The sequence below is a fragment of the Armatimonas rosea genome, assembly GCF_014202505.1.
GTDB classification, from domain to species: Bacteria; Armatimonadota; Armatimonadia; order Armatimonadales; family Armatimonadaceae; genus Armatimonas; species Armatimonas rosea.
The window spans coordinates 943399-967351 of sequence record NZ_JACHGW010000002.1 but is presented as its reverse complement, the minus strand read 5'-3'; the positions used below and the strand labels follow the sequence as shown (position 1 = coordinate 967351).

Sequence of the window (23953 nt, the reverse complement as noted above, 5' to 3'; positions counted from 1 at the left end):
CCCCCACAGCCCGGGAAAAAGTCACCGCACGCGGGGAGGGGCGATGTCCTATGCGGGCAGAGTACTACATCGAGGACGAGCTTGTCGGGATTCGTCTCTGGCATCCCAGTGGGCTTCCGGCAAACGAGTACGCTTTTCAAAACGGCAACAAGCACGGCTGGCAGTACTTCTGGAACACAAAGGGAAACCTGATCTCTGCACAGCCCTACGAACGGGGACTACAACACGGTACCGCCTACCAGTGGGCTAATGAGGGCCGACTCCTAGGCACCTACACAATGGAACAGGGGAGTGGTTTCGATCTCTGGTGGTCCGAAGATGAAGACGGCAACACCAGCCTAGCGGAAGCCTACAACTTTGTAAGCGGTCAGCTCCACGGCTATGAGTGGCAATTTTCCAATGGCCAACTTAGAGCTGAGAAGCACTGGTATCAGGATCAGCTCCACGGAATTGAGCGACTCTGGGATCAGAAAGGCAAGCTGGCACGTGGTTTTTCTCGCTACTGGCTCCACGGCGAGCGTGTCGGTAAACCACTCTATCTCCACGCCATTGCTCAAGACAACACTTTGCCTTCCCTCTTACCTGAAGCGGACAATCCTGATCGGACTTTCCCACGAGAGATTGCAGAAGCCTTAAACCTGTAGGCCCATTTATGGGTCTTGCCGCAACAACGGGCCGCTTTAGCCGCCCGCAAGGTAAAATGCGTCCATGAACCTCCGCGTTACCGACAATGGCCGCTTTCTTCAGTGGGACGACCAGACCCCCTTTTTCTACCTCGCCGACACGGCCTGGGAGCTGTTTCACCGGCTGACACTCGACGAGGCCAAGCACTACTTAGACGTGCGCGCGGAGCAGGGCTTCACGGTGATTCAGGCGGTTCTGCTCGCCGAGTTCGAGGGCCTGACCGAGCCCAACCAAAACGGCGACCTGCCCCTCCACGACCTCGATCCGACCAAGCCCAATGAGAAGTACTTCGCCCATGTGGACGCTGTGCTAGACTACGCCGAGAGCCTCGGGCTGATGATGGGGCTCCTGCCCACGTGGGGCGACAAGGTAGTGAAGGCCTGGGGGACGGGGCCAGTGGTCTTTAACCCCACCAATGCCTACGCCTACGGCAAGTGGCTGGGGCTGCGCTATCTCCACCGCGAGAATATTATCTGGATCAACGGCGGAGACCGCAAGCCGACCACCGACGAAGAGCGCGAGACGTTTCGCAAGCTGGGTCAGGCCCTGCGCGACTCCGATCCCAACCACCTCATTACCTTCCATCCCCAGGGCGGGTGCCACTCCAGCGATGCGTTCCACACCGAGGACTGGCTGGACTTCAACATGATCCAATCGGGCCACGGGGCGCGGCGGATCGACAACGCGGCGATGGTGGACAAGGACTACGCCCTTGCGCCCGCCAAGCCGACCCTCGATGCCGAGCCCAGCTACGAGAACCACCCGATCAACTGGAAGCCGGATACGAGCCGCTTTAGAGACGACGACGTGCGCTCGGCGCTCTGGCGCTCGGTGCTGGCGGGGGCGTGCGGGGTCACCTACGGCTGCCAGGATGTCTGGCAGTTTTTTGATCCCAGCCGCCATGCCGCGATCGCCTACGCCGACACGCACTGGAGCGAGGCACTGCACTTCTCCGGGGCCTGGCAGGTGCGCCACCTGCGCTCGCTCTTCGAAGAGCGCGACTTCACCACCGGAGTCCCCGCTCAGGAGCGCATCCTCACCGACGGCACGGGCGCGCGCTGCCTCACTGGCGATAGCTACCTGCTCTGCTACCTCCCCGAGGGCGGCGAGCTCACCCTCACTATCGACGACCTCGGCTTTGAGATGGCCGCCGTCAGCTGGCTCGATCCCCGAACCGGAATCGCAGTCGACGACGACGAAGTGGACTGCGTCGGCGAGGTCACGGTTGCCTCCCCCACCTCCGGTCGCCACAACGACTGGGTCCTCTGCCTGGAAGCCGCCGAGCTGGTAGAAGACGACGAGGACTAGGTCGCGCTGTCGATGGCATCCATCTGGCGCGTGCCGCCTGCGGTGATCCGTGAGGGAAAGCTCTTACTGGACCAGCAGTGCTGGTGCTGGGGGCAGGACATCCGCCACAGCGACGGCAATCTGCTCCTCGCCCAAGGCTTTGTCCGCGAGCACCACGCGGCGGAGAAAGACCTCTCGCGCTACCGCCAGCCCCCCGCCACGCTCTGGGCCTTTGGGCTCTTCTACGATGGCCTCTGGCTCCTGCGGCAAGACTTTAAGATCCGCCTCGCGCCGTCGGAGTTGCCGCCGGATATCTGGACGGTGCGTGATGCCGAGCTCCTCTACCCCGCCACCCCGGACGACGGCGAGCGGCTCCGGGAGAAGCTCCGCGCAGCCTGCCTTTGGATCGCGGCGTATGAGGAGAGCATCCCCCGTGCCTGGCGCGCCGAGACCCTGCGCCGCTGGGACAAGAAGTCCATCCCCGCCGCCGAGCAAGCCACCCGCTGGCGCAGCCTCGAAGAGGCCATCCGATGAAGTTGCAGCTTGCCACACAAGACGATTGGGAGCTCGTCCGCACCCTTCGCTTAGAGGCGCTTCAGTCCGAGCCGGGTGTCTTTGGGAGCAGCTACGCCCGCGAGAGTGTCTACGACGAAGCCCAGTGGCGCACGTGGAGCGCCGGCCCCAGCAAGGCGGTCTTCCTGCTCTACGACGACACGTCTCTGATTGGTCTCACGGGCATCCTCGCCCATCCCAATGATCCCACGACGGCGATGTGTATCGCCAGCTATCTCAAGCCCGCCTACCGCGGCCAAAAGCTCTCGCGCCTCTTCTACCAAGCACGACTCGACTGGGCACGCGAGCAGGGCTTTACCCGGCTTGTGGTCGGGCACCGCGCCTCGAACACACCGTCGATGCGCGCCAACCAAGCGTTCGGCTTTCAAGAAACCCACCGCGAGCCACACACCTGGCACGACGGCACCGAGGAGCAAGAGATCTACTACGAGTTGTTGCTCCCCGGGCATGCTGTCGGGGGTTGAAATCCCCGCCTCCGATTTTGGGGAGCGTCCCGAGGACGCGCAGAACACAACTCACTCCACGCGTCCCCGGGACGCTCCTTCCCCTCTGCCGGGGACTTTCAGCCCCCGGCCCCGCCTACAGCCAGCTTAGGACATCGGCCTTGAGCTGCGCCAGGCAGCCTTCTTCGATATACATCATGTGCCCCGATGGGTAGTAGCACTGGGTGAAGTTGGCCTTGCGCACGGCGGGCAGACCCATGTGCGCGAAGGTGTACTCGGCGGCGGCGTGCGGGGTGGCCAGATCATAAAAGCCCTGCGCGACAAAGACCTTCATGTACGGGTTCTTGGTCAGTGCAGACTTGAGCGCCCCTGCCGTGTCGGTGAAGTTATTGCCATCACCCCAGTTCCATTTGCCGTAGAGCCCACCGAGGATGTTGTACTCCAGGTCCGACTCGTAGCCGAGCTGCTCACGGACATAGCTATTGAAGCAAGCCGTGTACCCCGGGGAGATCGCGGCGTGCGACGGGTCAAAATCCGGGTGGGCACCGCCTTCGTTGCCCTGCTGCGCGGTGAGGCGGCTGTCCAGGCGGCCCACGGTGACTCCGCGGTCGCGCAGGAGTTCTTTGCAGAAGCTCCAGTGCTCGATTCGAAGATCGTTGCGGTCGAGGTAGGTCTCCGAGAGGCCGGTGTACTTAGCAAGAGTCGCGATCAGCTTGATGCGCTCCTTGGGAAGGAGGCGATCCCCCTTGAGCAGCGCCGTGGCGTACTCGCCCATCGCGAAGGTCTCCACTTCCTTGATGAGCTTCTCCACCGGCTTGTTGAGGATGATCTTGGCCAGCTTCTTGTGGTACCAGGCGGTCGCGGCGTAGGTGGGGAGGTAGAGAATGAAGGGCAGGTCGTTGCCGGGCGTGAAGCGCAGGGTCTGGAAGTTCAGCACGGTAGAGATCAGCAGCAGCCCCGAGAGCGCGATTCCCTTGTCGGCAAGGTATCCCGCCAGCCCCGCGCCGCGCGTGGTTCCGTAGCTCTCGCCCACCATGTACAGCGGCGAGCTCCAGCGCTTGTTGCGGGTGATAAAGAGCCGGATAAACTCACCAAGACTCTCGATATCGCCCTGGACGCCCCAGAACTTCTTGGCCGTCTCGTCGTCTTTTGCACGCGAGAAGCCCGTCCCCACCGGGTCGATAAAGACCAGGTCGAACTGCTCCAGCCAGGTGTGCGGGTTGTCCTCGACCGCGTAAGGTGGCGGCGGCAGGCTGCCATCGGGGAGCTGGGCGGCACGCTTGGGACCGATCGTCCCCAGGTGTAGCCAGACACTCGACGAGCCCGGGCCGCCGTTGAAGGAGATCAGTAGCGGGCGCTCCTTGGCGGGGCGGTCGTCGTCCTTGGTGTAGGCCATGTAGAAGACCTGCGCCTCGATCTCGTCCTTGGCGTTCTTCAGTGGCATCCGCCCCGCGGTCACGGAGTACTGGATGGTCTTGCCACCGAGCACCACCTCATGCTGCGTGACCACCGGTGTCTCTTCCACAAACTCACTCTTCTTTGCGCCCTCGTCGGGCTTTTTCTCGTCGCTCATGGCCGGATTATACCCGTCGGGGATTTGTCGGGCATTAAAATACCCGCCTCGGATTTTGGGGAGCGTCCCGTGGACGCGCGAAGTCCCAGCGTCTCCCGCGTCCACGGGACGCTCCCTCCCTTCTGCCGGGTATTTTAATGCCCGGCAGCCCCCGGCAAATCCCCGGTAGAATGCCTCTCATGAGCACCACAACGCCGTTTGCCAAGCCCCTGCCGCTCGGGGCGATCTTGCCTTCGGGCTGGCTTAAGAAACAGCTCCAGACCCAAGCCGACGGGCTGGGCGGGCACCTGCACGAGTTCTGGCCGGACATCAAGGACAGCCAGTGGCGCGGGGGAAGCGCCGAGGGCTGGGAGCGCGTCCCCTACTGGCTCGATGGCTTTGTCCCGCTCGCCTTCCTCCTCCAAGACGAGCACCTAATCGGAGTGGCGACCGAGTGGATCGAGCTCATTCTCGCCGGCCAGCACGCCGACGGCTGGTTTGGTCCGCGCACCGCCAACGAGAGCCACGGAGAAAGAAAAAATGATCCCTGGCCGCAGTTTATTCTCTTTAAAGTCTTCACCCAGTGGCACGAAGCGACAAAAGACCCGCGCATCGTCCCCGCGATGCTCAAGGCCATGCGGCGCATCCACGACGTGATGCAAGAGACCCCGCTCTGGGACTGGGCCAAGATGCGCTGGATGGAGCTGGCGATCTCGATTAAGTGGCTGAAAGAGCAAACCGGCGAAGCCTGGCTCGATGACCTGCTCACCCTCGCCGCCGAGCAAGGCTACAACTGGCAAGCGCACTTCGAGAACTTCGAGCACACGGACAAGGCAACGAAATGGACACTGGAGAACCATGTGGTCAATCATGGGATGGCTCTGAAAGAATCGCTCTATCGGCCTGGCTCTGACATTAGCCATTTGGAGGATGCGATACTTCACTTAGGTCTCTATCATGGTCAGGCGAATGGGATGTTCAGTGGTGATGAGTCCCTTGCCGGCAAATCCCCATCACAAGGCACCGAGCTCTGTGCCGTTGTCGAGGCTATGTTCTCCTTGGAGCAGTGTTTTGCAATCTATGGCGATATCTTACTGTCCTCCCGGTTTGAACGAATTGCCTACAACGCCCTCCCCGCGACATTCACGGATGACATGTGGGGACACCAGTACGATCAGCAAGTGAACCAAGTGCTGTGCACCGACTCCAAAACCAAAGAGGAAACGATCTTCACGACCAATGGCCCACGCTCCAATCTCTTCGGGCTTGAGCCTAACTTCGGCTGCTGCACCGCGAACTTTCACCAAGGCTGGCCCAAGCTCACCAGCCATCTCTGGATGCAGTGCGAAGATGGTGCACTTGTAGCCCTCTCTCTGGCTCCCTGCACCGTCACCACAGATTCCGTTTCGTTTTCGGTTGAGACGAACTATCCCTATGGAGAGACCATCACCATCACAGCAACCTCTGGTGAAGCAATACTCCGGCTTCCCATTCCTGCCTCAGTAGAGAACGCAATGCTGAATGGGAACCCTGTCAGCGCGGGGAGATTTGCCGCAGTAACACTCCAGTTAGGCTCACCTGTTGTTCTCAATCTTAGTTATGTTGTCCAAGTTGTCACGGGCCTAGAGAATGATGGCGTTTCTATCTACGTAGGGTCGCTGCTCTTTGGGCTGAAGATCGGGGAGGAGGTGCGTCCTGATGGCCCGGAGCCGTGGGCGGATCGGGAGGTGCACCCGACCACGCCGTGGAACTATGCGCTCGATCTGAGCAAGCCGCTGGTGCTGGACAAAGAGACGCTGACCATCAAAGCGACCGGGCACCGCGTCCCCGAGTGGGGGCTCGAAAAACACGCCGCCGGACCGCTGCCACCCTCCCCCGTTGCGGTCACGACGCCCGCGGAGGAACTCACGCTGGTTCCGTATGGCTCGACACTCCTCCGAGTCGCGGAATTCCCGGTTGTCGCGACGTCATCCGCCCCATGAAATGAGGCGTCTGCAGTGGCTTCGTCCCTCAGCCGCGAAGCCCGTGCCGGGCTAGCCTCCCCCGGCTCGCTAGGGCTCGCCACCCCCTCCGGCCGGGTGCCCTCTGGGCGGCTCATTCTTCGCTGCGAAGGGGGGCGCAATATTGTAGCCCGGCACGGGCTTTGTGGCCGCAGGCCATTGCAGACACCGATTTCAATCGGTGGTAGAGTGAGCCATGGAACCACCAAAACGCCTTGCGCTCTCCCCGCTGGAGTGGATCGCTGCCGTCTTGTGCCTACTCTACGGTGGTATGCTAACCGTGTGGATGCTGAGCAACAGACAAGAGCCCTTCAATATCGTTCTCGGAGCGGTCGCGCTGGTTTCCTTTGTCGCCACCATCACGCTCCTGCGCGGCGACCGAGCGCTTGCCAGTGCCTGCCAGTACGCGATCGCGCTCTGCTGGCTCCTGATCTGCCTCCTGGTTCTGGGAATCTTGGCGCTCTGTGGCAACAAAGACGCGCCGGGCTACTGGAATGGGGTTCTCTCGGGTGTCGGTGCCGCCCTGATGACCGCCTTGCATCTCGCCGCCGCCCGACATATCCGCCTGCGCAACGAGGGCTAGGCCGTGCAACGGCAAGAGCAGAAACACGACAGACTCTTGCCGCTAGAGGTATTCGCATCGGTGCTGTGCATGCTCTACGGCCTTGGCTCTCTCTACGTTGCCCATGTTCTCGAAGACATGGGGCTCAGGCAGGCCTATGTTCGGATGGCACAGGGGGTCGGGATCGGGTTCTTTCTCGTGGCGCTTGTCGGCCTCCTGCGCCTACGAACAATCACCCTGGCCTGTCAGGTGCTTCTGGCTATCGCTTGGCTGGGACTGATTCCAATGGGCTACACGCTAGACCAAGACATGGGTGCGGAGGGGCATTTGTTCACGCTCTGGGCCGCTGGGATTGGTGTTTGTCTCGCCGCTCTCCATCTCTTCTTGGCCTGGCACTTTAGGCGACAAACACAGGAGTAGAGTGTGATCGCCTCGGTTGGAGCGAGGCGTCAACGAGCGCTTCGCGCTGGGATGGCCGGAGGCCTTCGTGTCCGAGGCACGAGGACAGCAAGACGCCCCCCTCCAACGGGGGCGATCTCACCGAGAGCGGTCAAAAAGAGGAAGAACCGTCACGCCTGTCGAACGAGAGAGGCATGGACTCAAAGAAGCGTGTGGACTCGTTTGCGACGATCTTCCCCCAGAACCCCAAGGGGGCCAACGAGAAAATTATCTACGGACATATCGGGCTGGGCGGCATGGGCAGCAGCCACGTGGTCCCCGACTCCTGCGCGGCGCTCTGTGACGTCGACGCCAACCACCTTAAGAACAACGCCAAGCGCGTGACGGGCAATCCGCTCCTCACCGACGACTACCGGCGCGTGCTGGAGCGCAAGGATATCGACGCGGTCACGATTGGAACCCCGGACCACTGGCACGCCCTCATGACCGTGCATGCCTGCCAGGCGGGCAAGGATGTCTACAGCGAGAAGCCGACCTGTAAGACGATCGAAGAGGGGCAGGCGATGATCGCGGCGGCGCGGCGCTACAAGCGGGTGGTGCAGATCGGCTCGCAGGGGCGCTCGCACCCGAGCGCGGCTGTGGCCTGTAACTACATCCGCAATGGGCAGATCGGCAAGATCAAAGAGGTCAAGCTCTGGCACCCCAATAACTATGTCTCCGACAACAACTTTGGCAAGGAAGGCCCCGCGCCCCCTGAGCTCAACTGGGACATGTGGCTTGGCCCCTTGGGCTGGCGCCCCTACAACCCCGCGATTGTCCACTTCAACTTCCGCTGGCTCATGGACTCGGGCGGTGGCTTTATCCGCGACCGGGGAAACCACGCCATGTCGATCGCGCTCTGGCTGACGGGCCAAGACGGCTGGGACGCCCCGGTGACGGTCGAGGCGAGCGGGGAGACCAACCCCAACTCGGTCTACGATGCGCCGCTGACCATGAAGGCAAAGTGGGAGTTCTCCAACCCGAAGTGGACCCTGATCTGGGAGCAGCCCGGCGTGGTCCCCGAGCGCTTCGAGGGCGAGTGGGGCGGCACCTACACCGGCGACAAGGGCGACCTGATTGTCGCGGGCGGCGATGGCGGCTGCGCCACGGAGGAGAAGGCCAAGCTCTACACACCTCCCGCCGATGGCTTCAAGGCGTTCCTCCACCCCGAGAACACCGACCCCACCGAGCGGCACCGCCGCAACTGGCGCCACTGCATCAAGACCCGCGAGAAGCCGGTGATGGATGTCGAGATCGGGGTGAAGGTGATCATCCTCCCGATTATCGCCAATATCGCCTACACGGTCGGGCGGAAGCTCACCTACGACCCCAAGACCTGGAAGTTTATCAACGATGAAGAGGCCAACCGGCTACTCTACGAGCCGTACCGTGCGCCCTGGAGCCTGAAAGGAATTTGAACATGCGTGAGCTACTCACCTCCCTCGCCGACACGATGGCGGGGAGCGACCAAGTGAAGGCAAAGGCGGCCATGCTCCAGATGACACGCGATGTCCACGGTGCCGCCGCACCCGGCCAGCCCAAGGCGTTGCGTGCCGCACTGCTCAAGGAGCTCTTGTCGATTGTGGCAAGCAAGCGCCCGCGGCTGGTGCGTGCCCATGCCGCTCGGCTCGTGGGCTATATCGGGAGCAAGGCCGACGATAAAACCCTGGCACGCTTCGCCACCGACCCCGAGCTCAAGGCCGATATCCAGATGGCCCGCGAGCGCCTCCACCGCAGCGGGTAGTCGGGGGCTGAAAGTCCCCGCCTACGGAAAAAGAGCGTCCCGAGGACGCGCAGAGCATGTTGTGTTCTGCGCGTCCACGGGACGCTCCTTATTTTTATGCCGGGTATTTCAATGCCCGGAAAGCCCCCGGCCCCTCAGACCTCCAGCGTATCGATAAATGCCTTCAGCTCGCGCTCACTGGTGGCGCGCTGGGTGCGGAGCGCACTATCCTGCTTGCGGAGCTCCTGAATCCGTAGCTCCTGCGCATCGAGCTGCTTGACATAGTTCTTATAGCTCTCCGAGGTGCGCTCTAGGACTGCCATGTTCTGACGAATCCGGCTCTGGTCCTGCTCGATCTGCTTGACCTCCCCCTCGCGCTCGGCGATCTGGCTCTGGAGGTCTTGGAGCTTGCGACGGCGGGCGAGGACATCCTCCAGCGCGGCCTTGAGCTTGGGGGAGACCCCCTCCTTGCGCCGCGTCGTGACCTCGATAAAGTCCAGCTCCGCATCGAGGAGGGCGTAGGTCTCCTGCAGCGGGCGCTCGGTCTTGACTATCAGGTTCTCGGTCTTGCTGGCAGGCACGGCGATCTGGAAGCGGTAGAGGCCGGGGGTGCGCTCCTCAAACTTGGCAGGCGCGACAAGCTTATAGGCAGGGTCGTAGGGGTGCTCGACCAGCACTTGGCGTGGCTTGTCGGAGGTATTGCGGAAGGTGTAGACAACCTCAATGGTCTCCTTGCGGGTGCTGGTCAGTACGCCGCGCTTGATGGAGAGGCTGGTCTCGACCGATGTCCCTCCTTTGTCTTGTCGCTCTCCGCGTAGCCCAAGATCCACGGCGTAGCTCAGAATGCGGCTGTCGCCGGGCGGAATGTCCAGCATCCGTGCATCGCCCGCGTAGATTCCCCCGTCGAAGAGGGTCACGGGCCCACCCTTGAGGTGTAGCCCGGTGTTGTTCTTCAGACGCACCGCGTGTAGAGGGAAGCGCACATCGGTTGCCGCGTTGTAGAGAGAGAGCTTCTCGGCATTAATGTCCTGTGCCACCACCGGGATCATCGCCGCTTGCTGCCGTGGGAGTGAGACCGGCGAGGTGATCTTATAGGTAAAGAGCTCACCTTGCTTCTCCCCCGATGCCTGCGCGTCCACGGAGCCCGCCAGTGCGGGGCCATCCACCGCAGCCTCGGCGGGTGGCGCACTGGGTGCAGGTGCCCCAAAGCCCTGGCTTCCGCCTTGCCCACCCCCTTGCCCCCGCATGATCGAGTTGCGAATCGCAGCCCGCGCTCCCACATCACTCTTCGCGGCAAAGTCTATCGCCGCCTCCGAGACCTGGGGCAGGGGCGAGACACTCAGATCGGCCCCAATCACGGGGCGGGCAAGGTACTGCGGCTGATAAAGGTCCTGAATGAAGCTGATCGGGCGCCCCGAGACCAGCGTCAGGGAGACCCCACTCCAGTCCTCATCGGTGGTGTTCTCGACCAGCGCCCAGCCCTGCATGTAGGACTTCTCGCCCAGGAGCAAGCGATAGCTCATCTTCCAGAGCGGGGCCTCCGAGATATAGCCCACCTGCACCCGCCGCTTCCCCTGCCCCGCAAAGCGCAGGGTCACACTGCGGCGCTTATCGTCGGCTCCGGTCGCGAGCAAGGTCAGGGCCTCACCAAACTCCTTAGCAACTTTAGGGTCCTCGAAGGCGATCTCATCCACCAGATCGAGGCGCAGGGTCTTGAGCCCGCTTTCCGTCAGCAAGTTGAGAAACTCCACACTGCTGGGCTTCCCTTCCGCGCTGAGAAGGGACTTGGCCTCGATACTGACAAGCTTGCCTGTAAACGCCTTTGCGCTCGTCTCGTAGCCCGCTGCCGTTGTTCGTGTGGTCGTGATGCTTGCGGTCACCACTTGCCCCCGGAGACGATTGAGCAGGGCATTGCGGTCGAGCGGCTGGGTAACATCGACAGCGAAGCTCTGGAGCGTCCGATTGACCGGGTCCTTGGCGGCATAGACCGCAGGCTGGACCTTGCCTTTCTCGTCGATCAGGACCAGAGATTTGAGAATATCGTTGATCTGCGTAGTGCGAAACACCAGGGGAATGGTGGCATTGTCACTGACCTCCGCCTCACGCTGGGTGTAGGCCACCCCGGAGGAGAAGAGTGTCACCGCCCGGACCGGCAAGTCTCCCTCGGGGAGCTTTGCCGGCACCAGTGCGATCAACGGAAGAACCATCATTGTCAGCATTGTCTTTTCTCCTGTCCCCCCGCTCCAACCGGGGGCTACTCTATAAGTCCAGTGTGTCTAGGAAAGCCTTCAGTTCGGTATGGGCATCACGGGCATTCTTTCGCAGGCGATTGCCCTCTTCGCGGAGCTCTAGAAGCCGGTTCTCCTGGCCATTGAGCTCGTCGAGGTAGCGGCGGTAGAGCGGCGACTCTTTGTCGAGGGTGGCCAGGTTGCCACGAATGCGGCCCTGCTCCTCGTGGATCTGGGTGCGCTCTTTGTCGAGCAGATCGGCATTGGTCTCCAGCTCGTTGATCTTGCGGCGCCGGGCGATAGTCACCGCGAGGGCCTCTTTCAGGCGCGAGGGAATCTCCCCCTGGCTGGCATAGTGGGTGAGTTGGGTCGTGTCCGCCTCGAGCAGGGAGACCGTGGTTCCCAGTGCGTGCTCCTGTACCACCAAGAGGCTGGCGGACTCACCCGGGGGCAGCGCGACCGCAAAGCGGTAGCGGTCCCGCGTGGTCTCCGTGGGCTCGGTGGGGGTGACCAGGCTCCAGCCCTCCCAGAGCGGGTGCTCGACCAGGACCGTGCGGGGGACAGCGGCCTTGGACTGGAACTTATAGAGCATCTCGCGGCGGTTCTTCGACGTGACTACCAAGATGCCGCGCTTGATGGTCAGGGTCAGGGCGCTCCCGTTGCGTAGCTCCTCGGTGCGGACTCCCTCGATACTCAGGTCCACCGCGTAGGTGATCAGCCGCGTGTCGTTGGGCGTGACCTCCCCGAGGCGCGCATCGCCGGCGTAGGTGCCGCCATCGAAGACCGTGATCGGCCCGGCCTTGAGGTGGAGCCCCGTGTCGTTGACCAGCTTCAGGGCGTTCATGGGGTGCTTGGGATCGGTGTCGGCGTTGTAGAGCGAGACCTTCTCCCCCCCAATATCGCCCGAGACCACGGGGATCATCGCCGCTTGCTGCCGGGGAAGGGCAAGCGGGGCCGTGATGTTGTACTGAAAGAGCTCACCGACACTCCGTCCCTCGGCCTGCGACGTGACCGATTGCCGCATCGACTCGCTTCTCAGGGAGCGCTTGGCCATGGGCGCAGGAGCCGACATCGGCACCGCTCCGGTCGCAGCGTCCAGCTCAAATGCCATCGCGGCATCGTGGAGCGCCGGAGCGGCGGCGGGAATAATATCGGGCCCGACTGTCGGACGCGGCAGGTAGAGCGGTTTGTAGAGGTCCTGGATAAAGCTCACGGGGCGCCCAGAAACGAGGGTGAGCTGAACCCCTTCCCAGTCCTCGTCGGTGGTGTTCTCCACCAGCGCCCAGCCCTGCAGGTAGGGCTTCTGCCCCTCGGTATCGCTGAGCACGAGCCGGTAGCTGATCTTCCAGAGGGGGGCCTCGGTGATGTAGCCCACCTGCACCTTGCGCTTCTTCTTGCCCGCAAAGCGTAGCTGTACGGTCCTCCGGGCATCGTCTGCGCCCCCCGCCAGCACCGCCAGCGCCTCACGTAGCTCCCGGTCCCGCCGCTCATCGAGAAGCTTAATGGTGCGAACCTTGTCCAACGAGACCGAGACCAGCCCCTCGGCGGTGATCAGGGTCAGGCTCTCCACCTCGACCACGGAGCGCTCACCCCGTACTTGCTTCTCCGCCTCCACCGCAACAATCTGCCCCTCAAAGACCTCCTTGCTCAGGGTCTCCAGGCGCAGGGCCGCCCCCCGGAGCTGGCGCAGGAGCTCTCCCCGGGTGGTAAACGCCGAGACATCGACCGCAAAGCTCTGGAGGGTGCGCTCCACGGGGTCCTGCGATGGATAGACCGCCGGCAAGGCACCGCCCTCTTCATCGAGGAGGATCAGGGACTTAAGGATATCGTTGATCTGGTTGGTGCGGAAGGTGAGCGGCACGGTCACCTCGCCAGAGTCGATGGCGCCCTCACGCTGGGTGTAGGCCACCCCCGACGAAAACAGAGTGACCGCACGGACGGGGAGAAGAGATTGATTCACGCCTTATTGTACCCAGAAACAAAAAAGCCTGGGGAGCTCGCTCCCCAGGCAAGTGTGAGCTCACCGGAAAGTGTTGAGGGGCTTAGTTGCCCAGTAGGAGCTTGTTCCAGAGGGTCGCGGCCTGCTCTGTGACACTCGGGCCGGGGGCCATCACGAGAGGCGGTACCGTGACAAAGCGGACTCCCTGGGGAAAATCCGGCACAAAGTAAGACTCAGGAACAGCCGCCATGGTCTCATTCACCTGGAGCAATCCTTCTCCTCGGGGGTTCTTGCGGTCTATGATATAACGCCCCGTCTCCGGCTCGTAGGTGGTCGTGGTGACAAATCCCTCAGGGGAGTTCTCTGGGAACATGCGGACGATCTTCTTACCGTGTGGCAAGAACACGGGACGATCTAAAACACGGAAAAACAAGATGGAGAAGGTTGTGAACAACCGTTGCTGGAGAGAGGGTGGGGTGGCTTTGGGCAAGGTCATGACCTGAACCGGCACGGTGCTGTCACCCGGAGTGAAGCTATAGGACTTTCTCTCCGTGATAATGACGACGGTAGGATGCTCGTACTTGGCCCAGGAGCGGGTATTGGTCTTGGTGTCCCACTTCCAGTTGCCGTAGATAACATCGCGGCTCTTGCCCCGTGCGGACCAGTTCTCGCCTTGGAGGTAGTCCTTGGTCGGGCCGTGCACCCAGCGTGTCGTGTGGCGCGCTTGGGAGGGGTAGCCGATGTTATTCCACGCCCGCACCGCCGCCGGGATATTGTGCCCCACCCAGAGCAGCACCACAATCGCCACAACCCAGCGGAAGCGCAGCGGCAGAAAACGCAGTGTGGCCTTGGGCGGGGACGGAGGCTGGAGTGCCTGGACACGGGCATGGAGCGCAGCCGATGCCTTCTCCACCGGGAAGACAAGCGGGATAGCCTGCTCAATAAGGGGATCGTTCATGACTTTTCCTTTGTCGTAAAGGCATAGGCGGCACGCTCTCGCACCGTGGCACGGGCGCGCTGGAGCAGGCTAGAGACCGCGGCCTCGGACTTTCCGAGAACCCTGCCCACTTCGGTGAGGGTGAGCTCGTCGGCGTACTTGAGGAGCAGTGCCTCGCGCTGGTCCGCCGGGAGGCCGTCGATTGCGCTGCGGAGTGCCTGTGCCTGGGGCGGTCCGAGGAGTGCCTCGGGGCCAGCGAGGGCCAGTGGCTCCAGGTCGGTGAGGGGGAGCTCACGCCGCTTGTAGCGCTTGCGCAGCAGGTCGGTTAGCTTGTTGCGGGCAATCCCGAGGAGCCAGGCACGCACCTTTGTCTCGTCTTGAGGAACTCGCTGCGGTGCGACACAGACCGCGGCAAAGGTCTCGGCGGCGACATCCTCGGCATCCTCCACACTGGGGAGCCGTCGCCGCGCATAGGCATAGACCCCATCGAGGTGGGCCTGTCGGAGCTGTGTGAGCCACTCGTCTGAGACCGTCGCGGTGGAGGGCGAGGACGAGGAGGGCAAAGAGCGAGCCCGCCAAGCGAGTAGTGAGTACATGCTCTTCTATTCGCGGGCGGGCTCTGGAATCCATCGGCAATTTTTCAGCCGAGCTTAGTTTAGGACGAGACTACTTGCCAAAGACCTTGGTGAAGTACTTGTCCTGCTCCTTGTTGACCTTGGCGACACAGCCGCCACAGCAGACCTTGACGGACTTGCCCTTGAACTTTGCGTTCTTGCCCTTGTAGGCGATCTCGATGGGCTTGCCCATGCTACCCAGGTCTTCGTCGGTGACCGCGCACTTGGTCTGTGCCTTGGGGGCGGGCTTGGTCGGGGCGGGCTTCTGTGCAAACGCAGCGCCGGCAACGAAGACAGCCGTCAGAGCGATTAGGTAACGATTCATGTTTCTTCCTCCAGAGAGTTCCAAAGATACTCTCATTCTACCTCTTATACGTCGCCAAGTGTGCACTTTGTTCCAGACAGAAACCACGAGGTACAATCTGCCATGCCAACGTTACCAGAAGAACGAGTCTTCCGGCTTAAGAGGGCGACGGCTGCCTTCGCAGCCAACCGAACTGAGTGGCGACGAAGGTCGCCGTCGCCCTCTTAAGCCCGGACACTCGTTGTCCGGGCTCACTGTCCGGGATTTGTTCCCAGGGACTTTTTCAAGCCAGGTACAATCTGCCATGCCAATTCCCTTTGCTCTGACGGCCTATGCGCTGCCGCATGTCCTGGGCTACCTGCCTACCAAAGACGGTACCCCCAACCCTAGCCCGCTCTCCCCGCTCGGTTTATTGGACGCCGCGCAGGCACGAGGCCTCGCCGGGGTCGATATTCCCCTCCCCCCCGACCTCTCCGCAGACGCCCTCCACGATGCCCTTGGCGAGCGTGGCCTGCGGCTCGTGGTGGAGGGAATGAGTGTCTTGGAGATGGAGGACGCCGAGGGCTACCTGAAAAAAGCGGCACTGGCGGGCGCAAGAGTCGTGCGCTTCACCCTCTCCGGGATTCTGTGCGGCGACCGGCGCAAGCTGGGTCAGCACGAAGGCTGGTTTATCCGTCGCGATGCACTGGCGCGGCGCATCACCGAACTACTGCCCGTGGCAGAGAGCCTTGGCCTGAGCCTTGCGTTTGAGAACCACCAAGACGCGGATACGTCGGACTTTCTCTGGCTCTACGAAAAGACCGGCGCACACCCGGCGTTTGGTGTCTGCCTCGATGCTGGCAACCCGCTGGCGGTCGGCGAGGACCCCGTGGTAACAGCCTACAGACTTGGGCCGCTGATCCGCCATATCCACTGCAAGGACTACACCATCCACTTCGCGCCCGAGGGCTATCGCTTGGTGCGCTGCGCCGCTGGAACCGGGGTCGTGGACTTTCCCAGAATTTTAGAGATCGTGCGGTGCAATGGCTTCCCACACCTGCTCCCCGGAATCGAGATCGCCGCGCAGGCAACCCGCACCATCCCGCTGCTCGAAGTGTCGTGGTGGGCAGAGTACCCCGAGCGCGATGTCCGCACCCTGATCCCTGCCCTTCAGATTCTCTGGGCCAAGGGTCGCCCCCAAGACCAGCCCTACTCCAGCGCCTGGGAGCGTGGCGAGAGCTCGGAGGCCGTTTGTGCAGAAGAATGGCGGCTCGTGGACAGGAGCGTGGCGTACTTTGGCTCACTCGGACTTGAGTAGCTTCAGAACCGCCTCGACGGGCCAAGAAGAGAGATCCAGCGCTAGTTCCATCCCCTTGGCGGAGTTTCGTACCGTCTCCAGGTAGCCCTGTAGCGTACTGGCGGGCACGGGCGCGGGAACCGCGAGGGAGAAGTAGAGCACCTGCCCGGTTTTCTGGTAGGCTGCCGCCCCCTCGTTCCAGCCACGATCGACCAAGGGCGTCTTATCGTCGGCGGGTTTCCAGGTCGTGAGCAGATGGATCGTTGGGGCAGAGTGGCCGTAGCCCAGCCAGAAGATATCGAGGAGTTCCGTGCGCCAGAGCGGGAGGGTCAGGCCCGCAGTTGCCTCGCGCCGGAGCCGAACCACTCTCTGCCGGAGCCAGCCTTGCCAGGTCGGGGAGACGGTGACGCCGCGCCCTTCGTCGAAGTACGGAAGGGTGATACGTGAGCGGTAGCCGAGAATATCGGCGGGATCGGTGCCGGTCTCGCGCCAGTAGGCCAGCCGGTTCTCCCGTGAGTACCCCAGCGCATCCCCCGGTGAGTAGATTCCTTGGAGAGAGAGCTCGGCATCGTAGCCGGGCGGGGTATCGTCGGCGAGGCGCAAGCCCGCCAGCCCCGGAAGCGCCGCGAGCGCCTGGACCTTTGACCGACAGTGCTCTTGTACACCCGGCGCATCGGGGATCAGCCAGTCGGAGCCCCGTCGCCCTCGGCTCTTACCGTACTCCGACGTGCTCTGTCCCAGAATATTTCGGTCCACCCGTGGGTCGCTCCCCGGTGGCACGGTCAGCAGGCGCTCCAGCCCACAGAGCGGCTTCTTGGTCATCTTCAGCGCCGCCGCAAGCGTGGGGGCATCGCCCTCCAGAAAGAGTCGCGCCAGCGGGAGCTTGTCGGTGAGTGCGAGGAGCTGCTCTGCCTGCTCGGGTGTCTCGGCACGAAGGGTAAGCCCGATCCCCTCCCAGCCAAGCGCAGGCTCGTCCTGAGTCGTCGATGTCGCCCCGAGCGGGACGCTCAGAGGTTCCAGGGTAAGGGCCGGGCCATCGGGCAAGAGAAGCTGCGCCCAGGCCGAGAGTACAAGGCGGACCGAGTCGAGGCCGGGTGGGGTTTCCTGGTCGCGAAAGCGCTCCGCCAGGGCAAGCGCGTGCAGGTTCTGGACACTAGCCGGGAGCGCGTCGGACTTGACAATGCGTGGCCCGCCCGCCAGCCGCTCGACCCAGCTCCGCGAGAAGCGCTGCGGCTCATCGTCGGCGAGGGCAAGGTAGGGCAAGGCGTTGTCTATTTTATAGGGCTCTTTCTCTCCGTAGACACTCTCGAGCCATGCATCGGCCTCCCAGGTATCGTGGCGCAGGAGGTGCAGGGTCAGGGGCTCCTTATCCCAGGTGAGAACAAAGGCCGCGGGGTCGAGTTTTCGCACGCTCCCCCCCAGCGACCAGCAGAGCGCCTCTAGCAAATCGCCCGCCGCCACCTGGGTGCCCCACGTGAGAACCGAGTGGCGTTTCAGCCGGTAGTCCACCGTCAGGGGCAAGCGTGTCGCGCTCGCGATCTGTCCCACAAGCTCACCGACCGTGGTCGTGGGAACAAGATGGACCGGGGTGGTCAGTGCGCCATAGCTCAGGGCGGCAGGCTTTTGCTTGCGCGGCACCTTCTCGGTCAGGGATGCGCCAAACGTGGTGTCATGCGGCGCGTAGGGGTTGTCCCCCACCAGCGTGATCTCCGTGTTTTTGTCGCCGTTGAAATAGAGCATCTGCGCCTCGGCACCTTGGGAGCCGACAGCATCGGAGCTGACATAGAGCACCACTCGAAGACGGGCGCGGAGCCGCTCGCTCGGCGAGTAGAGCCGGTCGTTGGGTTGCCTTCTATAGTTGCGCCCCACGACCAAGGGGCTGGGAACAATGCGCTCAAAGAGGCGACGCTGCGCGCGGGTCTCACAGTCAGGGAGCCCAAAGCCCGTGCGGCTCCCGAGCTTCTCCCACTGGGTCTGGGTGCAGGTCCGTAGCAGGAGCTCCATCAGCTCCGGGCGCTCGTCTTCGGCGTGGAAGTCAGGCTTGGGCAAGCGGCGTGCCGGAATCACCATGAGCGACGGCGCTAAAGCAGCGCAGGTTCTGGTTCGTAGCCGTCGCAGCTCGAAGGCTTGCTCCAAGAGCGCGGGGTTGTAGCCATAGCGCCCCGGCGGCCCGATCCGCCGTGCAAACGCCGCAGCTCCCTCCGCCAGCGCCTTTTTCTCCTCCTCAACGTCCTGCTCGGGCCGCGGTGGGCTGGTCGTGAGCTGCTCCGGTGCGACCACCAGCAGGCTCCCCCGCCGCGAGGCGTCCCAGTCTAAGTTCGTGAGATAGTCGCGGAGGGAGCGAAGCGCAGTCTGCATCATGTCTACACCATTATACGGAAGAGATCGCCCCCGTTTAGACCGCCCCCGTTGGAGGGGGGCGTCTCGCTGTCGTCGCAGGCTCCGACACGAAGGCCTCCGGCCATACCGAATTATGGGCGCAGCCCTTTGTGTCCGAGGCACGAGGATAGCAAGACGCCCCCCTCCAACGGGGGCGAGCTCAACGGGAGCGATCTAAAGCAGGATTTCCCGCGTGACTCGCCGTACTCACTTGCAGCATGAAAACAGTGATTGTGACGGGCGCGGGCCAGGGAATCGGGCGGGCGATTGCGCTCGGGTTTGCCCAAGTGGGCTGGAGCGTGTGCGCGACCGACCTGAGGCGCATCGACGAAACCAAGGCGCTTCTGGGCGAGGGGCACCTCTGCCTGGAAGGCGATGTGACCGAGCTCTCGTTTCCCGCAAGTGTCGTTGCGGCGACAGTAGAGACGTTCGGGCGGCTCGACTGCATCGTCAACAACGCCGCCGACCAGCGCGGGACCAGCTTGGAAGAGACCCCCGTGGCGCTCTTCGACCAGATTCAGGCGGTGAATGTGCGCGCGCCGTATTTGTTCGCCCAAGCCGGTCTGGAGCACCTCAAGGCCACGAAGGGGAGCATCGTCAACCTGGGCTCGCTCGTGGGCAACCAGCCGATCCCCGAGCGGGTGGCCTACTCGACCTCCAAGGCCGCGCTCGCGGGGCTGACCCGTGCGCTGGCCGCGGATATCGGGCGCTACGGAGTGCGGGTGAACTGTATCGCGCCGGGGCACATCATGACCAGCGGGGAGGCGGCCTGGAAAGAGCGCTTCTCGGAGGACGAGCAGCGGGTCTTCTTTACCCACTACCCGCTCGATCGAGTCGGGCACCCGGAGGAGATCGCCGCCGTGGCGCTCTTTCTCGCCTCCGATGCCGCCAACTTTATCACCGGCGCGACTGTCCCCGTGGACGGTGGCATGAGCATTCTCTGCCCGGAGACCGGCGCGTTCCGTGCGGCGGGTGTCCGCTGGCCCGGAAACCCCGGCGGGGCCTAGAACGCGCGGTCCCGCTGGCAGACAATCAGAGTGAGGTCATCGAGGGGATCGGTGCCCACAGGCTGGACGCGTGCCAGGATCGCCTCGACCAGCGCACGCGGGCCGTGGGGAGCGTGCTCCCGGATTAGCCCCAAGAGCTGAGCTTCGTCCATGCCACGTGCCTCGGTGATGCCATCGGAGTGCAACACCACCAAGTCGCCGGGAGCAAGGGTGAGCTCTTGCTCGGGCGCGTGCCAGACCGCAAAGAGCCCTAAGGGGGGGGCCTGCCCACAGGCCGCCGTCTCGATGTGACCGTCGCGCGCCCGCCAGACCAAGGCCGGCGGGTGCCCCGCGTTCCAGAGCCGCAGCCGTCCCACGGCAGGCTCCAGCTCGGCGTAGAGCAGGGTCGCAAACGACGTGTCCGGCAGGCGCTCACAGAGGTCCTTGTTGAGCCGTACCAGCGCTTGGTGGGGGCTTCGGTGCGGGTCTAAGTAGGGAAGCAGGTAGCCGATACTGGTCGCCACGAGTGCCGCCGCCATCCCCTTGCCCGCCACATCCCCAATCGCCAGCCCCAGCCGCCCACGTGCCAGGTCGGGGATAAAGACCGAGAGATCGCCGCCCACCTCAAGCGACGGCTCACTATGGAGGGTGAGGGTGAGCCCAGGGAACTCCGGGGCGAGGGTGGGCATCGCCGAGCGCTGGATCTCCCGCGCCAGCTCGCGCTCCCGCTGGTGCGCCTCCTCGGTCCGACGCTGCTCCAGCTCGCGGGCAAAGCTGGTCTGGTAGCGGGTGAACCAGGTCTTCATCTGGGCGACCAGGTAGCCCGTGAAGCCCCCGACAATCACAAAGTAGGGCGCGGTATCGCGGATCACCTTCCACTGGTCGGGCGCGGGTGCCATGAGCCCCAGCCCCACCGTGATCAGCCCCGCCAGAGCGCCCATGCTCAGGCCCCCCATCAGGTCCCCAAAGAGCGCCGCCACAAAGACAATCAAGTAGCACAGCCCTAGATAGGGGCTAGTCGCGCCTCCGGTGTAGAAGGCCGCGTTGCCCAGAAAGAGCAGGTCCAGGATCACTAGCAGGCGGATACGAATGCGCTTACTATTGAGCCGCGAGAGCTGGAGCAGAACCACGGCGTTGTAGGCCACCAAGAGGATCATCGCGACCCAGGCTGCAGTCGGGCGGTCCCGGTACCAGACAGCCAGGAAGAGCGAGATGCCGGTCTCCGTGAGCGCCAGTGCCCAGCGCCCCCGCTTCAGCAAGAGCGGAAACTCGTCGGTATCCAGCAGGTTCATAGAGTTCCCCCATTTGTGGGGGCGGAGGGGGCTGGGGCGGAGGGGGCAAAAGCGCAGAGGGCGGCGAGGTCTTGGGCTCTATCGCCGAGCGCGGCGGGGACGACCTCAAGCCCCTCGGTGAGGCGCGGCCAGGCACGGGCGCGCAGGCTCTGCTGAATCGGCTCTAGGAGCAGGTCGGCGGCATGGACCGCGAGGGTGCCTAGGACAATCCGCTCCAGATCAAGGAGCATCGCCAGGGTCGCCAGCCCCGCCCCGAGGTGCTCGGCGGCCTGGGCAAGTGCCCCACGGCAGATGGGATCGCCCGCGCGGGCGGCCTCGACCACGGCGCGGCCGCTTGCCTCGCCCTGCCAACCGCGCTCTTGGGCGATCCGGGTCACCGACGGCCCACTAGCGTAGGCCTCCAGGCAGCCGCGCAGCCCACAGGAGCAGGAGCGCGCCTCGGGGCCGGTGACCACAGCGATATGCCCGACCTCGCCGCCCGCACCACGCCGCCCCCGGTGGAGCGCGCCGTTAAGGATGAGCCCCGAGCCAATGCCCGTCCCAACTGTCAGGAAAGCCATGTTCTTCGTGCCCTGCCCCGCCCCAAAGCGCCACTCCGCCAGAGCCGTGGCATCGGCATCGTTTTCAAGCTGAACCGGGAGATGGAGGACATCGGCGAGGCGCGCGGCGAGTGGGAAGCCCTCTGGCCCCCACCCCGGAAGGTTGGGCGCAGCAAAGACAAGGCCGTTTTGCGCATCGGCCGGAGCGCCCGCCGAGACCCCGACACCGGTGAGTGTCTCAGGGCCGCGCACTTGCTGGGCAAGGCCGACGAGAAAGGCAAAGAGCGCCTCAGCACCGGCGTGTGCAGGGGTGGGAGCCGCAACCCGACGTACCACGACTCCGTCTTCGTGCAGCACCAGTGCCGCCGACTTTGTTCCCCCAAGATCGATCCCTAAAATCACGCCGCTCGTATTGTATCTCCCTACTTGGTAAAATAGCCCCATGACCAAGCTCGCTGTTCAGCTTTACACACTCCGCGACCACCTGACCACGACGGCAGATGTCGCATCGTCGCTCAAACGTATCTCCGAGATCGGCTACCGTGCCGTGCAGGTCTCGGCGGTCAAGGCCTTTGAAACGGAGTTCGATGCCGCCACGCTCCGCACGATGCTCGATGACAATGGCCTCAAGTGCATCGCGACCCACCGCTCGTGGGACCGGCTCGCGCAGAACACGAGCGAGGAGCTCGACCTGCACCACACCCTGGGCTGCGACTACGTGGCAATCGGGGGGATTCCCCAGAGCTACGGGGCGGACCACGCCGACGGCTACCGGCGCTTTTTGGCCGACTCCGCGCCGGTGATCGCGGCTCTCAAGGCCGGGGGGGTTCGCTTCGGGCACCACAACCACAGCCATGAGTTCGTGCGGGTCACCCCCGAGAGCCCGCAGACTCTCTGGGATATCCTGATCGACGAAGGCGGCCCAGACTACTACTTGGAGGCCGACCTCTACTGGGTCTGGCACGCGGGGGTCGATCCCGCCGCGCTGATCCGCCGCTGCAAGGGCCGTGTCCCCGTGATCCACCTGAAAGACAAGGAAGTTGTCCCCAAAGACGGCCCCGTGATCGCGGCGATTGGCGAGGGCAATCTCCCCTGGGACACGATCCTGCCCGCCTGCGAGGAGAGCGGCGTGGACTGGTACGCGGTCGAGCAAGACACCTGCCGCCGCGACCCCTTCGACTGCCTGCGCTCCTCGTTTGAGTACCTCAGCGCCAAGCTCTAGAAAAACTCACAGCGCTTCTTTGCTTCTTTCAGGGCGCTGTGATTTTTTACTCTTGACAGTTAGCATTCTAACAATTAGAATACTAACCATGAAAGCAACCACAACAATCTTCGCTCTCGCTGCCGTTGCAGCTGTCACAGTGCCCTCCGCAAAGGCCCAAGGACTCGACTTTTTTGTCTCCGCGATGAAGAGTGCGCCAGGCTGCCTGGGCCTGGAAAACGCGAAAGTGCAAGGCGGACGGCTCGCGCTCTTTGGCTGGTTTGAGAGCGCCGCCAGCGCCGATGCCTTTATCCAGGGCCCGATCTGTCAGGGCATGCGCCAGCTGGCCAAGATCCCCGAGACGGCTGTCGTGAAGCCAACGCCGGTCAAGGGCCCTGTGCTGGTGATCGCCTCGTTTACGCCCTCGAAAAACCCTCAAGAGCCGATGGGCCTTGCGCAGCTTGCCCTCGAGCGCATGACTCCGGTGACGGGTGGGTTTGCCTATGGCGGACGCTTCGCCCCCGAGACCGTGAAGGTGCCGGGCCTGATCTCGGTGCCGCGCAGCACCGCCAAGCCGAGTAAGCCGACACAGGGCGACGCCGCTCCCAAGCCCCTTCCACGAGGCAATACGATGATTGCCGACCTCCAGAAAAGCCCCGGTTGCCTCGGGGTCGCCGCTATGCAGTGTGAGAGCGGCAAGCTGGTGATTGTCGCCTGGTTTGCGGATAAGAAAGCAACCCTCGCCTGGTACAACGGTGCAGCACACGGAGAGATGATGGCACAGATGGCTCCCCCCACCCGTCCCCCACTCGCCGAGGTGAGCGCGGACACGAAGCCCATTGTCGTGATCGCGACGATAACCAACGCCAAAGAGGTCGATCCCACGCTGGGAATGGCGCTCTCGCAGATCTCGGTGGAGCTCTACACCACCGCGCCGGGCGGTTTTGCACGCGGCGGGGGCTTCGGCCCCGGCAAGAAGTAGCCACTTTTTGGTAC

Annotated in this window: 22 protein-coding genes; 13 read left to right on the top strand and 9 right to left on the bottom strand. The window is 63.4% G+C overall.

The window, feature by feature from the left end:
• Positions 1–50 precede the first annotated feature (50 nt).
• The 4 genes from HNQ39_RS12350 to HNQ39_RS12335 all read left to right on the top strand — a co-directional run bounded on the left by HNQ39_RS12350 (position 51) and on the right by HNQ39_RS12335 (position 3008).
• Complete coding sequence (locus tag HNQ39_RS12350) at positions 51–644, top strand: toxin-antitoxin system YwqK family antitoxin (RefSeq protein ID WP_184196132.1); 594 nt, start codon at positions 51–53, stop codon at positions 642–644.
• A gap of 64 nt (positions 645–708) precedes the next feature.
• Positions 709–1992 (top strand): glycoside hydrolase family 140 protein, encoded by a 1284-nt coding sequence (locus HNQ39_RS12345; RefSeq protein ID WP_184196130.1) that lies wholly within the window; start codon positions 709–711, stop codon positions 1990–1992.
• Positions 1993–2004: 12 nt separating this feature from the next.
• Positions 2005–2505, top strand: a complete 501-nt coding sequence (locus HNQ39_RS12340) for a hypothetical protein (RefSeq protein WP_184196129.1) — start codon at positions 2005–2007, stop codon at positions 2503–2505.
• Positions 2502–3008 carry a GNAT family N-acetyltransferase gene (locus HNQ39_RS12335; protein WP_184196128.1) on the top strand — a complete coding sequence of 169 codons (507 nt, stop codon included), beginning with the start codon at positions 2502–2504 and terminating at the stop codon, positions 3006–3008. The genes HNQ39_RS12340 and HNQ39_RS12335 overlap by 4 nt, the downstream gene beginning before the upstream one ends.
• A 115-nt stretch (positions 3009–3123) precedes the next feature.
• Here the strand turns inward: HNQ39_RS12335 and HNQ39_RS12330 are convergent, their stop codons facing one another.
• Positions 3124–4560, bottom strand: a complete 1437-nt coding sequence (locus HNQ39_RS12330) for a S10 family peptidase (RefSeq protein ID WP_184196127.1) — start codon at positions 4558–4560, stop codon at positions 3124–3126.
• Positions 4561–4739: 179 nt separating this feature from the next.
• Between HNQ39_RS12330 and HNQ39_RS12325 the strand changes: the two genes are divergently transcribed.
• The 5 genes from HNQ39_RS12325 to HNQ39_RS12305 all read left to right on the top strand — a co-directional run bounded on the left by HNQ39_RS12325 (position 4740) and on the right by HNQ39_RS12305 (position 9283).
• Positions 4740–6521, top strand: a complete 1782-nt coding sequence (locus HNQ39_RS12325; protein ID WP_184196126.1) for a beta-L-arabinofuranosidase domain-containing protein — start codon at positions 4740–4742, stop codon at positions 6519–6521.
• Positions 6522–6735: 214 nt separating this feature from the next.
• Positions 6736–7122 (top strand): hypothetical protein, encoded by a 387-nt coding sequence (locus HNQ39_RS12320; protein WP_184196125.1) that lies wholly within the window; start codon positions 6736–6738, stop codon positions 7120–7122.
• Positions 7123–7125: 3 nt separating this feature from the next.
• On the top strand, positions 7126–7521 hold the full coding sequence (locus HNQ39_RS12315; RefSeq protein WP_184196124.1) for a hypothetical protein: 396 nt from the start codon (positions 7126–7128) through the stop codon (positions 7519–7521).
• 173 nt (positions 7522–7694) lie between these two features.
• The gene (locus HNQ39_RS12310; RefSeq protein WP_184196123.1) at positions 7695–8957 is read left to right on the top strand and encodes a Gfo/Idh/MocA family protein; all 1263 of its coding nucleotides are present in this window, start codon (positions 7695–7697) and stop codon (positions 8955–8957) included.
• Positions 8958–8959: 2 nt separating this feature from the next.
• On the top strand, positions 8960–9283 hold the full coding sequence (locus HNQ39_RS12305) for a hypothetical protein (protein ID WP_184196120.1): 324 nt from the start codon (positions 8960–8962) through the stop codon (positions 9281–9283).
• A gap of 134 nt (positions 9284–9417) precedes the next feature.
• Here the strand turns inward: HNQ39_RS12305 and HNQ39_RS12300 are convergent, their stop codons facing one another.
• From HNQ39_RS12300 to HNQ39_RS12280, 5 genes are all read right to left on the bottom strand, one after another.
• Positions 9418–11472 (bottom strand): DUF4139 domain-containing protein, encoded by a 2055-nt coding sequence (locus tag HNQ39_RS12300; protein ID WP_184196117.1) that lies wholly within the window; start codon positions 11470–11472, stop codon positions 9418–9420.
• 49 nt (positions 11473–11521) lie between these two features.
• A complete protein-coding gene (locus HNQ39_RS12295) occupies positions 11522–13450 on the bottom strand; it encodes a hypothetical protein (RefSeq protein ID WP_184196114.1) in 1929 nt (642 codons plus the stop codon).
• 82 nt (positions 13451–13532) lie between these two features.
• Complete coding sequence (locus tag HNQ39_RS12290) at positions 13533–14387, bottom strand: hypothetical protein (RefSeq protein WP_184196110.1); 855 nt, start codon at positions 14385–14387, stop codon at positions 13533–13535.
• Positions 14384–14962: an RNA polymerase sigma factor gene (locus HNQ39_RS12285; protein ID WP_184196107.1), complete on the bottom strand. Its 579-nt coding sequence runs from the start codon at positions 14960–14962 to the stop codon at positions 14384–14386. Before HNQ39_RS12285 ends, HNQ39_RS12290 begins: the two co-directional genes overlap by 4 nt.
• A gap of 70 nt (positions 14963–15032) precedes the next feature.
• Positions 15033–15305, bottom strand: coding sequence for a hypothetical protein (locus tag HNQ39_RS12280; RefSeq protein WP_184196104.1), 273 nt, complete (start codon positions 15303–15305; stop codon positions 15033–15035).
• Positions 15306–15588: 283 nt separating this feature from the next.
• On the opposite strand from HNQ39_RS12280, the gene HNQ39_RS12275 reads away from it, so the two are divergent.
• Entirely contained in the window at positions 15589–16581 is a 993-nt protein-coding gene (locus tag HNQ39_RS12275; RefSeq protein ID WP_184196101.1) for a sugar phosphate isomerase/epimerase family protein, read from the top strand.
• Here HNQ39_RS12275 and HNQ39_RS12270 read toward each other — a convergent pair.
• A complete protein-coding gene (locus HNQ39_RS12270) occupies positions 16564–18921 on the bottom strand; it encodes a hypothetical protein (RefSeq protein WP_184196098.1) in 2358 nt (785 codons plus the stop codon). The genes HNQ39_RS12275 and HNQ39_RS12270 overlap by 18 nt on opposite strands.
• 236 nt (positions 18922–19157) lie before the next feature.
• Here HNQ39_RS12270 and HNQ39_RS12265 point away from each other — a divergent pair, with 236 nt between their 5' ends.
• Positions 19158–19946 (top strand): SDR family NAD(P)-dependent oxidoreductase, encoded by a 789-nt coding sequence (locus tag HNQ39_RS12265; RefSeq protein WP_184196095.1) that lies wholly within the window; start codon positions 19158–19160, stop codon positions 19944–19946.
• Here the strand turns inward: HNQ39_RS12265 and HNQ39_RS12260 are convergent.
• Positions 19943–21217 (bottom strand): PP2C family protein-serine/threonine phosphatase, encoded by a 1275-nt coding sequence (locus HNQ39_RS12260; RefSeq protein ID WP_184196092.1) that lies wholly within the window; start codon positions 21215–21217, stop codon positions 19943–19945. The genes HNQ39_RS12265 and HNQ39_RS12260 overlap by 4 nt on opposite strands.
• A complete protein-coding gene (locus HNQ39_RS12255; RefSeq protein ID WP_184196088.1) occupies positions 21214–22158 on the bottom strand; it encodes an ROK family protein in 945 nt (314 codons plus the stop codon). The genes HNQ39_RS12260 and HNQ39_RS12255 overlap by 4 nt, the downstream gene beginning before the upstream one ends.
• Before the next feature lie 40 nt (positions 22159–22198).
• On the opposite strand from HNQ39_RS12255, the gene HNQ39_RS12250 reads away from it, so the two are divergent.
• Together HNQ39_RS12250 and HNQ39_RS12245 are read left to right on the top strand one after the other, a co-directional pair.
• Positions 22199–22978, top strand: coding sequence for a sugar phosphate isomerase/epimerase family protein (locus HNQ39_RS12250; protein WP_184196085.1), 780 nt, complete (start codon positions 22199–22201; stop codon positions 22976–22978).
• A gap of 88 nt (positions 22979–23066) precedes the next feature.
• Positions 23067–23939: a hypothetical protein gene (locus tag HNQ39_RS12245; RefSeq protein ID WP_184196082.1), complete on the top strand. Its 873-nt coding sequence runs from the start codon at positions 23067–23069 to the stop codon at positions 23937–23939.
• The last annotated feature ends 14 nt before the right edge of the window (positions 23940–23953 follow it).

Coding starts and splice junctions, on each gene's coding strand:
- HNQ39_RS12330 (WP_184196127.1), bottom strand. CDS start 4,560: ATGAGCGACGAGAAAAAGCCCGACGAGGGCGCAAAGAAGAGTGAGTTT.
- HNQ39_RS12285 (WP_184196107.1), bottom strand. CDS start 14,962: ATGTACTCACTACTCGCTTGGCGGGCTCGCTCTTTGCCCTCCTCGTCC.
- HNQ39_RS12305 (WP_184196120.1), top strand. CDS start 8,960: ATGCGTGAGCTACTCACCTCCCTCGCCGACACGATGGCGGGGAGCGAC.
- HNQ39_RS12250 (WP_184196085.1), top strand. CDS start 22,199: ATGACCAAGCTCGCTGTTCAGCTTTACACACTCCGCGACCACCTGACC.
- HNQ39_RS12325 (WP_184196126.1), top strand. CDS start 4,740: ATGAGCACCACAACGCCGTTTGCCAAGCCCCTGCCGCTCGGGGCGATC.
- HNQ39_RS12310 (WP_184196123.1), top strand. CDS start 7,695: ATGGACTCAAAGAAGCGTGTGGACTCGTTTGCGACGATCTTCCCCCAG.
- HNQ39_RS12320 (WP_184196125.1), top strand. CDS start 6,736: ATGGAACCACCAAAACGCCTTGCGCTCTCCCCGCTGGAGTGGATCGCT.
- HNQ39_RS12245 (WP_184196082.1), top strand. CDS start 23,067: ATGAAAGCAACCACAACAATCTTCGCTCTCGCTGCCGTTGCAGCTGTC.
- HNQ39_RS12290 (WP_184196110.1), bottom strand. CDS start 14,387: ATGAACGATCCCCTTATTGAGCAGGCTATCCCGCTTGTCTTCCCGGTG.
- HNQ39_RS12345 (WP_184196130.1), top strand. CDS start 709: ATGAACCTCCGCGTTACCGACAATGGCCGCTTTCTTCAGTGGGACGAC.
- HNQ39_RS12335 (WP_184196128.1), top strand. CDS start 2,502: ATGAAGTTGCAGCTTGCCACACAAGACGATTGGGAGCTCGTCCGCACC.
- HNQ39_RS12275 (WP_184196101.1), top strand. CDS start 15,589: ATGCCAATTCCCTTTGCTCTGACGGCCTATGCGCTGCCGCATGTCCTG.
- HNQ39_RS12265 (WP_184196095.1), top strand. CDS start 19,158: ATGAAAACAGTGATTGTGACGGGCGCGGGCCAGGGAATCGGGCGGGCG.
- HNQ39_RS12280 (WP_184196104.1), bottom strand. CDS start 15,305: ATGAATCGTTACCTAATCGCTCTGACGGCTGTCTTCGTTGCCGGCGCT.
- HNQ39_RS12340 (WP_184196129.1), top strand. CDS start 2,005: ATGGCATCCATCTGGCGCGTGCCGCCTGCGGTGATCCGTGAGGGAAAG.
- HNQ39_RS12350 (WP_184196132.1), top strand. CDS start 51: ATGCGGGCAGAGTACTACATCGAGGACGAGCTTGTCGGGATTCGTCTC.
- HNQ39_RS12270 (WP_184196098.1), bottom strand. CDS start 18,921: ATGATGCAGACTGCGCTTCGCTCCCTCCGCGACTATCTCACGAACTTA.
- HNQ39_RS12300 (WP_184196117.1), bottom strand. CDS start 11,472: ATGATGGTTCTTCCGTTGATCGCACTGGTGCCGGCAAAGCTCCCCGAG.
- HNQ39_RS12260 (WP_184196092.1), bottom strand. CDS start 21,217: ATGAACCTGCTGGATACCGACGAGTTTCCGCTCTTGCTGAAGCGGGGG.